The following is a 14,003-nucleotide window of genomic DNA, read 5'->3' as shown; positions in this document are numbered from 1 at the left end:
ACGGATTTTATGCAGATTATTTATATTTCGGTTTAAATATTGGCAGGGCAAGTATTCTCATCCTCAATTAAAAGGCGTAATATTTAAGATTGATATTTTTGTGTAATTTTTGTTTTAATTGCAATGATAGAAAGGTTGTAGTCCATTATGTTCGAACATATCCAAGCCGCTCCCGCAGATCCTATTTTAGGTCTGGGAGAAGCATTCAAAGCCGACAGCCGTGAAGGTAAAGTTAACCTTGGGATTGGCGTATATAAAGATGCCGAAGGACAAACACCGATTGTGAAGGCTGTAAAAGAAGCCGAGAAGCGCTTACTGGATGCCGAAAATACCAAAAATTATCTCACGATTGATGGTGTGGCCGCTTTCAATGCGGAAACCCAAAAACTGTTGTTTGGCGAAAATAGTGAAATTTTAGCGGCCAAGCGTGCCAAAACCGCCCAAAGCTTGGGTGGTACCGGGGCATTGCGTGTAGCTGCGGAATTTATCAAGCGTCAAACGAATGCGAAAAACGTATGGATCAGCTCGCCGACATGGCCGAATCATAATGCTATTTTTAGTGCAGTAGGTATTAATATATGCGATTACCGTTATTATGATAAGAACACGCACGCCCTTGATTGGGAGGGCATGATTGAGGATTTATCGAAAGCACAGGCAGGCGATGTGGTTTTATTGCACGGTTGCTGCCACAACCCGACCGGTATTGATCCGACGCACGAACAGTGGGCTGAATTAGCAAAAATGTCGGCTGAAAAAGGTTGGTTGCCGTTATTCGACTTTGCTTATCAAGGCTTTGCCAACGGTTTGGAAGAAGATGCGGCAGGTTTGCGTGCTTTTGCCGAAAATAATAAAGAATTGTTGGTTGCCAGCTCTTATTCGAAAAACTTCGGTTTGTATAATGAACGTGTGGGGGCATTTACTTTAGTGGCGGCTGACGAGGAAACTGCCGCCCGTGCATTCAGCCAAGCTAAAACGATTATCCGTACTTTGTATTCGAACCCCGCTTCACATGGCGGAAGTGCTGTGGCTTTGGTGTTACAAGATGAAGCATTGAAAGCGCGGTGGGTAGCCGAATTAGACGAAATGCGCAGCCGTATCAAAGAAATGCGCCAAAAATTTGTTGATTTGTTAAAAGAATACGGTGCCGAACAGGATTTCAGTTTTATTGTAAACCAAAACGGTATGTTCTCATTCAGCGGTTTGACACCCGAGCAGGTTGACCGTTTGAAAGATGAGTTTGCCATTTATGCCGTGCGTTCTGGTCGTATTAATGTGGCGGGGATTACTGAAAGCAATATCCGCTATTTGTGCGAAAGTATCGTTAAGGTACTGTAAAATCGATATCGAAAAAGCCGTCTGAAAATTCAGACGGCTTTTTTTATGGGGTAGAAATATGTGACATATTAAAAAGCCCGCTTGGAGCGGGCTTTGAATAAATAAATTATTTGGCAAAGTATTTGCTGTAAATTTGATCATATTCGCCGGTAGAGCGCACACGTTCTAAAGCATCATTGAGCATATTCAGCGTTGCTGTATCACCTTTACGTACGGCGATACCGTAGTTTTCAATATCGAAGTCAGGGACTGCCACCATGCTGAAACCTTTGTCGCTGTTATTTTTTACATAGTTGGCAACTACTGCGCTGTCGCTAATGACTGCATCTAGACCACCACTTTCCAAATCTTTGATTAAGAGTGGTAAGTTTTCAAAGCGGGCGATTTTTGGGCTTTCGTTACCTAAGATTTTTGATGCGGCAAAGTCACCGGTATTACCGGTTACCACACCTACTTTGTTGGCTTTTTTCAGATCCTCGACCGATTTGATTTCTTTGCCTTTGGGTACTAAGATTACTTGGGTAATTTCAAAGTAAGGTTTAGTGAAATCCATGGTTTGTTTGCGGTCATCCGTGATGGTGATGGCAGAGGTCAAAAAGTCTACATCGCCGTTACCCAAAGCAGGAAAGAGACTGTCCCACGGCTGGTGTTTGAATTCTACTTTGAAGTTACCGGCTTTTGCCATGGCATTAACCAAATCAACATCGAAACCTTCTACTTGGTTAGTGGTGTTCAGTGATTCGAACGGTGCGAATTCGGCGTTCATTGCCACACGGTATACTTTCTCCGAAGAAGCAGGTTGCGCAGGAGATGCCGCTTTTTCGGTATTAGAACCGCCGCAGGCGGCAAGGGCGAATACTGAGCAGGCTAGGGCGGCGGTCAGCCATTTTTTCATATTCATTGATTAGGTTCCTCTGGTGAATTCAACTGTTAAATTTTATCAGGATTTTACATATTTGGTGTGATTATTTCAGACGGCATAGACCTAATGATAATTGTAAAAGCCATCAAAAATATTATGCCGTATTTTTATCAGCGTTCTCGTTCGCGAAAAAAGGCATAGGTTACATCGTGAAATAAGTCTACATGCGGGCTGTCTTCGTAATTGAGTTCCGCCAGCGCATCTTCGAAAGCCAGTTGGACAGATTCAATCACATCTTGTGCAATATCAGCAGGCAGGGCGCGAACCATTCCCTTAAATGCTGTAGACAATACATGATTCTGCATGCGCAGAACATCACAGGTTTCTTCAAGATAATTGAGGCGTTGTTCGATGCTGTTCATGCGATATCCTTATAAATAATCTGTTAGAATATGCACATTATAACTGAACAGCACGGCTTTAAAACGAAAGCATAGAGTATGGATACCCGAAAAAATTCAGAATTGGTTTTTACTCTTGAGGAACCTGTGCGCCGGAATGAACCGGTACAGGAGGACTTCGACTGGGAAAAAGGCTTGGAAAAATTGCGCGAGCGCCGCTCTTCAGAGCGAGTTCCCTCTGTTGCGGATAATCCGGTTCGTATTGCCTGCCCTGCGGTGTCTTCTGAACCGGTTCGGGTTGAAGCTCAACGTGCGATACCGCCAACGGCAAGGGCTTCACACCAAGAGATTGATGCCCGTCTAAAACAACAAGCTTTGCAGGAGTATTTGTGCCAATGGCAGCAGGAACATAACGATGCATTGCCTAAAGACCAAGCTGAAACGGATGCTACCGTATTGCTTCAGGAGGATTGGTTGGCTGCCCAATCCTCATTGCAAGTTGCCGCAGATGACAGCCAAATCAGTGAACAACGTACGGTTTGGTTGAAACCGAAACGCAAGCAGTCAACAGAATATGCAGTTGATACGGTAGATCAGGAAACAAACGATCAGCAGGATGAAGGTATTGATTTACCTGAGCAGTCGGGCATGCCTGTAACGGTACAAGTATTAGCTCCCCAGATTGCACCTAATCAACGCGTGATGTGCCTATCTGAACAAGAATTGTTCGAACGGTTGGTTAAACGACTGCGCCCGCATCTGACGGATGCGGTATCCGGTATGGTACGTGTGGCCGTACAAAAGCAAACCGCAGCAATAACTTATCAGTTACAGCAGATGTTAAACGAACAAACTCCCGGAGTCGTGGATGAGGTTTTGGAATACAATTTGAAGGCAGTAATGTCTGAAATCAAATATGATTTGAAATTCAAACGTTAGCTTTTATTAACTGATAATTTTTAAATAGCGCACCTCCGCTTGCTTAAAAAAAGTATCGTGAGGTGCCTTTTTATCGGGAAAATGATCAGGATGAAGAAAAATTGGATTGCCATAATATTATTGGCCGCCGTGGCTATTTCTGCTTTTCTGTATTTGCAGAAAGCACAGCAAGGTACAGCTTCTCCTTCCGATGGATATGTTCAGGAAAGTATTTCTGACGAGAGTAGGGATAACGGCAGCGAGATTATTCAAAAAGCTTTCCGTAATCAGCAAAGCGGGGTTCAGGTGCGCGGTGAGGGTACGGTTGTCAAAACCCTACCGGATGATAATAAAGGTTCGCGTCATCAGCGTTTTATTTTAAAGCTGGCTGGCGGCCATACGGTATTGGTTGCACATAATATTGACTTGGCACCTAAAATCAAAGGATTGAAAAAAGGTGATAGGGTTGGATTTTACGGCGTGTATGAATGGTCGGATAAAGGCGGCGTGATACATTGGACGCATCATGATCCGCAGGGCAGGCATATCGGAGGTTGGTTAAAGCACCAAGGGCAGATATTTGACTGAACCAAGTTTGAAGCAGATTATTAAAAGCAAATAGATTTTGAATACATATGCCGTCTGAATTTTTTCAGACGGCATATGTATTGCTGTACAGTTTCCTATTTATTTTTTTACTTTGATGAACTGATTTTATTTGGTTAGACAAAAGATACAAGAAACGGTGGAATTGTTGTTGCGTTATGGGCGCTGGGCCGTGTATTGCCAACAGCCTAATTCTAAATTTTGTTCAAATAAATTCAGACGGCCTATTGCTACCCTGACCAGGCGGAGGCAAGGATAACCGGCTTTGGCCGTCATGCGGCGTACTTGACGGTTTTTTCCTTCTGAGATGGTAATTTCCAGCCAAAAATCAGGTACGGTTTTACGTTCGCGAATAGGCGGGTTACGCGGCCATAGCTTATCGATTTCTTCTGTTTCTAATAATCGGATACGTGCCGGGCGGGTATTAAAATCGCCTAAATCCATGGGCTTTTGCAATAAGGCGAGTTTAATTGGATCTGGTGACCCCTCTAATTGTGCCCAGTAGGTTTTTTCTTTACCAAATTTCGGTTCGGCAATCCGGGCTTGGAGCCGGCCATTATTGGTTAGCAATAGCAAGCCTTCACTGTCGGTATCCAAGCGGCCGGCGGGATAAAAGCCGGGAACATTGATAAAGTCTTTCAAAGAGGCATGTTTTTCATGGGGCGAAAATTGGCAAATAACCCCATATGGTTTATTAAAAATAATTAAATCATTCATTTAGTTTGTCATTAAATTATATTAAGCTTTATTCTACCTCGAAACGTATTTAAGCCCCTAGCGCAAAGGCTCAAAATAAAGCATAATCGGAAGTCAATCGGCAGTTTTCATACTGCCCGTTCCACCCAAGAAGAAATGAAACAATTAGAGACAGGAGACACCATGAGTCACATTAAAGTACCTACCGAAGGTCAGAAAATCATTCCGGGTCAAGCTATCCCCAACAACCCGATTATCCCGTTTATCGAGGGTGACGGTATCGGTGTAGATATCACGCCGGTAATGAAAGACGTTATTGATGCGGCTGTTGCCAAAGCTTATGGTGGCGAGAAGAAAATCCATTGGATGGAAGTTTATGCGGGCGAAAAAGCTACCCGCGTATACGGCGACAACGTATGGCTGCCTGAGGAAACCCTGCAAGCCCTGAAAGATTATTCGGTATCTATCAAAGGCCCGATGACAACCCCAGTAGGCGGCGGTATCCGTTCGTTAAACGTTGCTTTGCGCCAAGAGCTGGATCTTTACCAATGCGTCCGCCCCGTGCGCTATTTCAACGGCGTTCCTTCTCCGCTGAAAGATCCGAGCAAAACAGATATGGTGATTTTCCGTGAAAATACCGAAGATATTTATGCCGGTATCGAGTGGGAGGCTGAAAGCGAAGCGGCTAAAAAAGTGATTGCTTTCTTGCAAAACGAAATGGGCGTGAAGAAAATCCGTTTCCCGGAAACTTCGGGCATCGGTATCAAACCCGTATCTAAAGAAGGAACCAGCCGCTTGGTACGTGCCGCTATTCAATATGCTATCGATAATGATCGCGATAGCGTAACGTTGGTACACAAAGGCAACATCATGAAGTTTACCGAAGGCGGTTTCCGTGATTGGGGCTATGAAGTGGCACAAAAAGAATTCGGTGCCGAGCTGATTGATGGCGGCCCGTGGTGCAAATTCAAAAACCCGAAAACCGGTAAAGAAATCATCGTTAAAGATGCGATTGCGGATGCTTTCTTGCAACAAATCGTATTGCGCCCGGCAGAATATGACGTTATTGCTACTTTGAATTTGAACGGCGACTATATTTCGGATGCTTTGGCTGCTCAAGTAGGCGGTATCGGTATCGCCCCGGGTGCTAATATTTCCGATAATTATGCGGTATTTGAGGCAACTCATGGTACCGCGCCGAAATATGCCGGCCAAGATAAAGTAAATCCCGGCTCTTTGATTTTGTCTGCGGAAATGATGTTGCGCCATTTGGGTTGGAAAGAAGCGGCTGATTTGGTTATCGAATCTATGGAAAAAGCTATCGGCGACAAGCAAGTAACTTATGACTTTGCCCGCTTGATGGATGGTGCTAATGAGGTTTCTTGCTCTGCATTTGGCAAAGCAATGATTGAGCGTATATAATTTGATACTCGATTGAATCGTGATTTAATGCTGTCTGAAAGTTTCAGACAGCATTTTTTGTACCAGAAAGCTTTGTTCCAGCAATATTGGTTCAATACTGAATCGGATGGTTTTAGAGTTTCTTTATTCTATTTCTTAAAATAATTATTCGGGGCAGACAGTATTATCTAATTTTTACTTATCCGAAATATTCCTTATATAGTTAATGTTTTGATAGTGGGTAATAATAAATTATGCTTGGTAATGATATCGGATTGGTATTTAGCTTTGATTAAATTAAGAAGTATTTGTTATAACGGTGTTTGCATCTCATTGGTTGTTATATATTTTAGTAAATAGAGTACAGATTATTTTGCATCAATGACTTGTATCGCATATTTATTCGCCATTACAATATCATTTTGAAAAATCAACCCTCATTGAAGGAATGACTATGTCTGCTTTTCCCATCGCCCGTGCCGGTGAATTAACACTTGAGATTCAAGGAAAAATGGCTAACCGGCATGGTTTGATTGCCGGCGCGACCGGTACCGGTAAAACGGTTACCTTGCGCCGTATGGCCGAAGCGTTCAGTTTGTCTGGCGTGCCGGTGTTTTTGGTTGATGTAAAGGGCGATTTGTCGGGCATTTCTAATGCAGGCAGCAATAGCGGTAAAGTCGGCGAGCGTGTGGCAGAGTTCGGTTTGGGAGAGCAATGGCTGCAAGGTTTCCCTGTGCGCTTTTGGGATGTATTCGGCGAAACCGGTATCCCGCTGCGTGTTACTATTTCTGAAATGGGGCCGATGCTTCTGGCGCGTTTGATGAATTTGAATGACACCCAAGAAGGCTTGTTGAATTTAGTTTTCAGGGTGGCAGATGACAATGGTTGGCACTTAATTGATTTAAAAGATTTGCGTGGCCTGCTGAAGCATGTATCAGATAATGCGGCACAATACCGAAGCCAATACGGTAATGTATCCCCTGCGAGTGTAGGAGCCATTCAGCGTCAGCTTCTGACCTTGGAAAATGAAGGAGCTGCAAATCTCTTCGGTGAACCGGCATTGAATTTAGAAGATTGGATGCAAACCGAGGGAAGCCAAGGTGTGATTAATATCCTTAATTCTGAAAAATTGATGCGCAGTCCGAGGATGTATAGCGCATTCTTATTGTGGATGTTGGCTGAGTTATTCGAAACCTTGCCCGAAGTCGGTGATTTGGCACAGCCTAAGTTTGTTATGTTTTTTGACGAAGCCCATTTGCTCTTTGACAATGCGCCTGCCGCTTTGGTAGAGCAAATTGAACAAGTGGTTCGTTTGATTCGTTCAAAAGGTGTCGGTGTATATTTCGTTACCCAAAACCCGCTTGACTTACCTGATACGATTTTGGGTCAGTTGGGTAACCGTGTACAGCATGCCTTACGTGCATTCACTCCGCGTGATCAGAAAGCAGTAAAGGCAGCTGCAGAAACTTTCCGTACCAACCCCAATGTAAATGTGGTAGAGGCAATTGCAGAGCTTGGCGTAGGGGAGGCTTTGGTCTCATTCTTAGATGAAAAGGGTATGCCTATGCCGGTTGAGCGTGCGTTGGTATTGCCTCCGCAGTCGAGTTTGACACCTCTAACCGTTGCCGAGCGAGATGGTAAATACCAAAATGATATTCTGTATCGGCATTATAAAGATATGGTTGACAACTACTCTGCCTATGAAGCTCTGGCAGAGCTAGAGGCTAAGCAAAACGAAGCAGCAGCTGCGGAAAATACGGCGAAAGAACAAGCGGCTGCACAGAAGACTGCTGCTGCCGAGCCTCAAAAAGACGGTGTTGTAGGAGGGCTTTTAGGCGGTTTGTTTGGTAGTCGCAAAAAAGCCAATCAAGGTATTGCTTATGATTTGGCGGATTCGGTTGGTAACCAGATTAACAAACAGGTTACCCGTGCAATTTCACGAAGTGTGATGGGTGTAATTAAGAATATGTTGAAATAAAACAGAATGCCGTCTGAAACTTTCAGACGGCATTTTCAATCTGTAAAAAAGATAATGAACAGGTACTCAGAATAAGGAAACTTGTGTGGCAAGAAGGCGTTTGCTCAATTGATATAGTATTGCTTTTCCCATGATGTTTTAGATAAGTATTTTGTAAGAATTAAGAAATGTATGAGAACACCCAAAATAGTATTTTTTGATATTGATGATACCCTATATCGCAAACAAACCGATACGTTGAGGCCGTCTGTAGCGCAAGCTATAGAGGCTTTGAAAGAGCGTGGCATTATCACGGCAATCGCTACGGGGCGGACGTTAGCTGCGCTTCCGAATAAAATTCGCCGATTAATTGAAGATGCCGGCATTGATTTATTGGTAACCATCAACGGGCAATATATCAGTTACCGCGGCGAGGTGTTGGATAAGCAGCCGTTGGGTATTGATAATATAAGGGGCATATGCGCTTTTTTAAAAAGCCATCATATTCCCTATGCTTTTGTATCGGAAAAAACCATCGCGGTATCAGAGGAAATTCCTTCGGTTTCGGAAGCACTATCGGTGATATTGCCAAATCACCCTATAGATGCCGACTATTTTATGAAACACGAGGTTTATCAGATGTTGGCCTTTTATGGGGTGGAGCAAGATGCTTTGGTAGAGCCCGCTATTGCCGAACACGGTTTTAAAAGTATACGTTGGCACAAGCAATCTGTTGATATGTTGGATGCAGAGGGCTCGAAAGCGCGCGGAATTGCTTTGGCGATTGCTAAACTGGGTATTGCCATGCAAGATGTTATGGCTTTCGGAGACGGCCTGAATGACATTGAAATGATTGAAACAGTGGGTTTGGGTGTGGCAATGGGCAATGCCGTTCCTGAATTAAAAGCAATAGCCGATTATGTTTGCCCGAGTGTAGAGGAAGATGGGGTATTGGTTGGCTTGCAGCGCTTAGGTGTGATTGCGGATTAATATTATAAGAAAGATAATTTAATTGCAGTTTATTGCTATATGTAAAATATGCTGTCGTACAAGAAGCATTGAATGCTTATAACATTTGTTTTTAATGCCGTCTGAATTTTTCAGACGGCATTTTATCTTTTGTGAGCTCAATCATATTTAATGGTTTTAAATATTCAAGCCGCTTGTTGAGTAATAAATATTGTATAAACCGATATCTACATTGTATTTTGCCATCGAAAATATAATCCGACCGATGTTGTTGAACTTTTCGGCTTTTGGGCGATATTGAAAGTAGGGGGATTTATTTTGCCGCTAAAGACAACATTTCTTCGGCGTGGTTGCGGGTGGTATCAGTAATCTTTTCCCCCCCGAGCATACGGGCTATTTCTTCTATCCGTTGGCTGTGATTCAAGATATTAATTTCACTAACAGTTTGCTCTCCTTGGTTGTGTTTGTGAACCTGCCAATGGTTTTCACCGCAAGAGGCTACTTGCGGCAGATGAGTAACTGCCAATACTTGATGTTTTTTACCCAATGCACGTAGTGAGCGGCCGACCATCTCAGCCACCCCTCCACCGATACCGGTATCGACTTCATCAAAAATCAATGTAGGAACTTGAGTGTACTGGCTGGTTACAACTTGTAGCGCCAAACTGATACGGGCAAGCTCGCCGCCTGAGGCGACTTTGCTGAGCGGGCGTAAAGGACTCCCCTTATTGGCGGCAACTTGATATTGGATATGTTCCAATCCGTTGGGGCCGGGTACGGAAGGCACTAGCTCAATATGGAATTGGGCTCCTTTCATTGCCAAGTGCTGCATATGGTTTGCTGTTTCTGTAGCAAGTTTGACAGCTGCCGGGCGGCGTAACTCAGAAAGTTTGTGTGCAGCTTGCATATAGCGGTTTTCTGCGGCTTCGGCCACTGCTGTTAAGGCTGTAATATCAGCAGCGGCATGTAGTGTTTGTAGGGCAGATTCTATTTCGGCTTGTTTTGCCGGCAGTTCTTCTGGTTCGACCCGGTATTTGCGTGCCATACTCATCAGGTCGGCCATACGCTGTTCTTGTGCAGCCAGTTCTTGAGGATTGATTTCTACATCTGCCGCTACATCACGCATATTGGCGCTGATTTCACCTAATTCGGCTTCTATGCTAGCCAGCATGTTTAGGCTTTCTGCAAAACGGGGTTCGATGTTTTGTAAGGGGGATAGTATTTTTTGGCATTGGTATACCAGTTTTTGCAGGCCGTTTTCACCGTCGATATATTCGCTTGCTTGTTCTGCCGTATGCAGCAGATCGGCGGCGTGAGCTAGGTTATTGTGACTTTGGCTGAGGCTTTCCCATTCGCCGTTTTGCAGGTTAAGCTGGCTGAGTTCATTGAGTTGCCATTCCAAGCGGTCTTGTTCAATGGCAATGTTTTCGGCATGGTTCTTAGCTTCGTTTAGGTTTTTTTGGGCGGTAATCCAGCTTTGATAATGCTGTTTGACTGCTTCCGCTTGATGTTGTACACCTGCGAATGCGTCTAAAAGTGCACGTTGTGCCGATTCTTGATTTAGCGAGTGATGGGCATTTTGGCCGTGTATGTCGATCAGTTGTTCGCCGATTTGCTTTAGTTGGGTTAAAGTTGCTGCGTGGTTGTTGATAAAGCTTCTGCTTTTACCTTTGGCATCGATAATCCGGCGGATGCTTAATTCCTCACTGCCTTCTTCCAGCAGGCCTTGTTCGTGCAGTTGGGCTTGCAGACCAGGTAATTTGCTCAGGTCGAAAAGGGCTGAGAGCTGTGCTTCTTTGGTGCCGTTGCGTACTTGGCTGTAGTCCGCTTTGTCCCCTAAAAGTAGGCCGATTGCATCGAGAGTGATAGATTTGCCTGCGCCTGTTTCTCCGGTTAGTACGGTAAACCCGGTTTGAAAGTTCAGATTAAGCTGTTCGACAATGACAAAGTCTCGTAGGGAAAGTGCCAGCAGCATGGAATAATCCTTTGTAAAGTATGAATATTCGTTTTGGTAGGTTGCCGGAAAATTTTTTAGAACAGGCGTCCCGCAACCAATTTGGGAGGATATGCATTTAAACGTTAATACTTGTTTTCTTTGGTTTAGCAATCCAAAGCTTCATGATATCAGTTTGATATGTTCGTCAGTGGATGTATCTCATGTGCCATGATCCTAATAGTTTTATTTAGAGTCTGATTCAAGATTACCAAATTTCGGATTACCGAGCTACGATTATATATAAAGTTTTATATAGTTAAAATAAGTTTTTTCTTAATTTTAAAGTTTTCCTTAGTTTTGTGCAGTGTTTTTTTATCTGGATAAGGCTGTATTGACGAATGTAGCCGGATATTTTTCAAGTAGATAAAAATGAAGATAAGGCCGTCTGAAAATAATTATTTCAGACGGCCTTATTTATAACCGGCAATCAAACAAGTTGTTCTCCCCAGTGCAGCTTCTGGCGGAGGGTTTTGTAGTATTGGTAGTCGGAGGGGTGTAATACGCGCAGGGTATGTCGATAGCGGCGTATATTGATGCGGTCCATACTGTGTATGTCGATAAATGATTGGCCGTCAAAATGGACTCGTGCATCAGCCGCTTTGGTGATCAGGATTTCGATTTCACAGGTATCGGCTACCGCAATGGGGCGGTTGGTCATGGATTGGGGGCAAATCGGAACGAGAGTAAATGCCCTCAGACTGGCTTGCAGGATTGGACCTCCTGCGGCTAGGGCATAGGCGGTGGACCCCGTGGGGGTGGATATTATTAAGCCGTCAGAACGTTGGGTGTAGACGAATTCACCATTAATAAATACTTCGAATTCAATCATTTGACCCATGCCGCCACGGCTGATTACAACGTCGTTGAGTGCCAAGGAGGTACCCACGTCCTCTCCATCGCGCCATATGGAGGTTTCCAATAAGATTCGTTCTTCAGGCAGATATTTGCCTGTAAGCATGCCGGATAGCTCGTGTATCATGGTTTCGCGCGGCACTTGGGTGAGAAACCCTAAATGGCCTTGGTTTACACCTATCATCGGAACCCTAAACGGAGCCAGTTTTCGGGCAACTGAGAGAAAGGTGCCGTCCCCCCCCAAAACAATTACTAGGTCGCATTTTTTACCTAGTTTGTCTTTTTGCTCGATATGGCAGAACTGCAAATCTTCGTCTGAGATGATACCTTCATCTGCACTGGCTTGATCGATAAAAATATCCAAGCCTTGTTTGTGTAGGAAGGCTATGAGTTCGTGCAATACGTTTTCTATACCCGGGGTTTGCGGGCGGGTAACGAGGCCGATGTGTTTGAATTGGCTGTTCATGCGCAGCTTTGGGTGTCGGATAAATTAATAGGCCGATTATAGCTTTATTTTAAGGCCGCCTGAAAGGGTAGGCCGTATTTTGAGTGAAACGGTATAGGGTTTTATTCGTTTTCACGCCATAAATGGGTAAAGTATTGTTTAGCTTTTAGATATTTGGGTGCAACAACGGCAGCACAGTAACCAGCATGAGGGTTTTTAGCAAAATAATCTTGATGGTATTCTTCTGCCGGGTAAAAAGTTTGGGCTGCCTTTAACTCAGTTACGATAGGCTTGTCGTAATGCTCCTTTATTTCATTTAAAAAGGCTTGGGCTTCGCGCTGTTGTTCTTCATTTAAATAATAGATACCACTGCGGTATTGTGTGCCTATATCGTGGCCTTGCCGATTAAGCTGGGTCGGGTCGTGTATAGTAAATAAAATTTCCAGCAATGTACGGTAACTGATGATTTCGGGATCGAATTCGATTTTAACTGCTTCTGCATATCCGGTTAATCCGGAACATACTTTTTCATAGGTTGGATTTTCAATATGGCCGTTGATATAACCGGAGACGGCAGAACAAATACCTTGAATGCTATTGAAAACAGCTTCTATACACCAAAAACAGCCGCCGCCGAAAATAGCGGTTTGCATATTTGGATAATAATGGTTTTGCATTTGAGTATTCATATTTTCTTTTCGCGATATTGATTTTATAGCCATGTTGCTATATGGATTATACCGTGAAATTTTCTGATTCTGCATATATGCCATATATTTATGATAATTTAATATCAATAAGTTAAGCTGGAAGCAGGTGGCATATTCTTTTTATTGGGAAACTATATTTTTATTTTCCTATCCTAGGCATAAGCATTTTTTAATTGGTTAAATTATTGGTGTAAATTGTAATGTTTAATTAACAATGATGGCTTTAAGCTTTATTTTTTATAAAATAGCTCTTGTTTATTCAATAAATATATATCCGGCTATTTTTTAATGTAGTCATTTAAAAAAATGTTGTATAATTTTTTTAAATGAATTAAATTTTATCTGACACAACCAAACAAAAGGAATGAATGTAATGGCAACTTATGCTGAACTCCAAGCCCAAATCAAAAAGCTGCAAGAGCAAGCCGATGCTTTGAAAAAAGCTGAGCGTAAAGCAGTAATTGCAGAAATTAAAGAGAAAATAGCAGCTTACGATCTAACGGCTGAGCAGCTCGGTTTGGCGCCTTCAAAACGCGCTAAGAAAGAAAGCACCGTTATGTATCAAAAGGGTGATCTGACTTGGTCTGGCTCTAGCCGTGGTCGTAAACCTGCTTGGGTGAATGAGGTGATTGAAGCAGGTGAGGATATTGAGAAATATCGTGTTAATTAAGATTACATTGCTCTTAATATCTTAATTTTGTAGCAGTTGCTGAAACGTAATCAAGCCGTCTAATTGTTATATCTCAATCAGGCGGCTTGGTTATTTATTGGACAAATAGAAATCCTGTTAAGAAAATCAGATTATCTTAAAATCAAAAGCATAAAAAGTTATCTATAAAATATGCAAAGTAA

The 14,003-nt window shown here is 43.2% G+C and carries 13 protein-coding genes; 7 read left to right on the top strand and 6 right to left on the bottom strand.

The window, feature by feature from the left end:
• Window positions 1-144 precede the first annotated feature (144 nt).
• Window positions 145-1,338 carry an amino acid aminotransferase gene (locus ACEPPX_RS01505; RefSeq protein WP_416622695.1) on the top strand — a complete coding sequence of 398 codons (1,194 nt, stop codon included), beginning with the start codon at window positions 145-147 and terminating at the stop codon, window positions 1,336-1,338.
• 106 nt (window positions 1,339-1,444) lie between these two features.
• On the opposite strand, the gene ACEPPX_RS01500 is transcribed toward ACEPPX_RS01505, so the two are convergent.
• Complete coding sequence (locus ACEPPX_RS01500) at window positions 1,445-2,239, bottom strand: basic amino acid ABC transporter substrate-binding protein (RefSeq protein WP_047761789.1); 795 nt, start codon at window positions 2,237-2,239, stop codon at window positions 1,445-1,447.
• 131 nt (window positions 2,240-2,370) lie between these two features.
• Window positions 2,371-2,622, bottom strand: coding sequence for an NGO1151 family protein (locus tag ACEPPX_RS01495; RefSeq protein ID WP_047761790.1), 252 nt, complete (start codon window positions 2,620-2,622; stop codon window positions 2,371-2,373).
• A gap of 78 nt (window positions 2,623-2,700) precedes the next feature.
• On the opposite strand from ACEPPX_RS01495, the gene ACEPPX_RS01490 reads away from it, so the two are divergent.
• Window positions 2,701-3,540, top strand: a complete 840-nt coding sequence (locus ACEPPX_RS01490) for a hypothetical protein (protein ID WP_416622659.1) — start codon at window positions 2,701-2,703, stop codon at window positions 3,538-3,540.
• Between the two features lie 90 nt (window positions 3,541-3,630).
• On the top strand, window positions 3,631-4,107 hold the full coding sequence (locus tag ACEPPX_RS01485) for a DUF3465 domain-containing protein (protein ID WP_416622658.1): 477 nt from the start codon (window positions 3,631-3,633) through the stop codon (window positions 4,105-4,107).
• A 174-nt stretch (window positions 4,108-4,281) separates the two neighbouring features.
• Here ACEPPX_RS01485 and ACEPPX_RS01480 read toward each other — a convergent pair whose 3' ends face one another.
• Entirely contained in the window at window positions 4,282-4,842 is a 561-nt protein-coding gene (locus ACEPPX_RS01480) for a pseudouridine synthase (protein ID WP_416622657.1), read from the bottom strand.
• A 162-nt stretch (window positions 4,843-5,004) separates the two neighbouring features.
• Here ACEPPX_RS01480 and icd point away from each other — a divergent pair, with 162 nt between their 5' ends.
• The 3 genes from icd to ACEPPX_RS01465 all read left to right on the top strand — a co-directional run bounded on the left by icd (window position 5,005) and on the right by ACEPPX_RS01465 (window position 9,169).
• Window positions 5,005-6,243, top strand: a complete 1,239-nt coding sequence (gene icd, locus ACEPPX_RS01475; RefSeq protein ID WP_416622656.1) for an NADP-dependent isocitrate dehydrogenase — start codon at window positions 5,005-5,007, stop codon at window positions 6,241-6,243.
• A gap of 433 nt (window positions 6,244-6,676) precedes the next feature.
• Complete coding sequence (locus ACEPPX_RS01470; protein ID WP_416622655.1) at window positions 6,677-8,200, top strand: helicase HerA-like domain-containing protein; 1,524 nt, start codon at window positions 6,677-6,679, stop codon at window positions 8,198-8,200.
• Between the two features lie 171 nt (window positions 8,201-8,371).
• A complete protein-coding gene (locus tag ACEPPX_RS01465; RefSeq protein WP_416622654.1) occupies window positions 8,372-9,169 on the top strand; it encodes a Cof-type HAD-IIB family hydrolase in 798 nt (265 codons plus the stop codon).
• A 292-nt stretch (window positions 9,170-9,461) separates the two neighbouring features.
• Here ACEPPX_RS01465 and recN read toward each other — a convergent pair whose 3' ends face one another.
• From recN to msrA, 3 genes are all read right to left on the bottom strand, one after another.
• Window positions 9,462-11,123: a DNA repair protein RecN gene (gene recN / locus ACEPPX_RS01460; RefSeq protein ID WP_416622653.1), complete on the bottom strand. Its 1,662-nt coding sequence runs from the start codon at window positions 11,121-11,123 to the stop codon at window positions 9,462-9,464.
• Between the two features lie 448 nt (window positions 11,124-11,571).
• Window positions 11,572-12,462 (bottom strand): NAD(+) kinase, encoded by an 891-nt coding sequence (locus ACEPPX_RS01455; RefSeq protein ID WP_416622652.1) that lies wholly within the window; start codon window positions 12,460-12,462, stop codon window positions 11,572-11,574.
• A gap of 101 nt (window positions 12,463-12,563) precedes the next feature.
• The gene (gene msrA, locus ACEPPX_RS01450; RefSeq protein ID WP_416622651.1) at window positions 12,564-13,130 is read right to left on the bottom strand and encodes a peptide-methionine (S)-S-oxide reductase MsrA; all 567 of its coding nucleotides are present in this window, start codon (window positions 13,128-13,130) and stop codon (window positions 12,564-12,566) included.
• A 394-nt stretch (window positions 13,131-13,524) separates the two neighbouring features.
• Between msrA and ACEPPX_RS01445 the strand changes: the two genes are divergently transcribed.
• Window positions 13,525-13,821: an H-NS family nucleoid-associated regulatory protein gene (locus ACEPPX_RS01445; protein ID WP_416622650.1), complete on the top strand. Its 297-nt coding sequence runs from the start codon at window positions 13,525-13,527 to the stop codon at window positions 13,819-13,821.
• Window positions 13,822-14,003: the final 182 nt, after the last annotated feature.

The sequence above is a fragment of the Neisseria sp. S1 genome (assembly GCF_048060015.1).
Taxonomy (GTDB): Bacteria; Pseudomonadota; Gammaproteobacteria; order Burkholderiales; family Neisseriaceae; genus Neisseria; species Neisseria arctica.
Note: the sequence above shows the minus strand (reverse complement) of the source record. Positions and strands in the feature narration are given on the sequence as shown.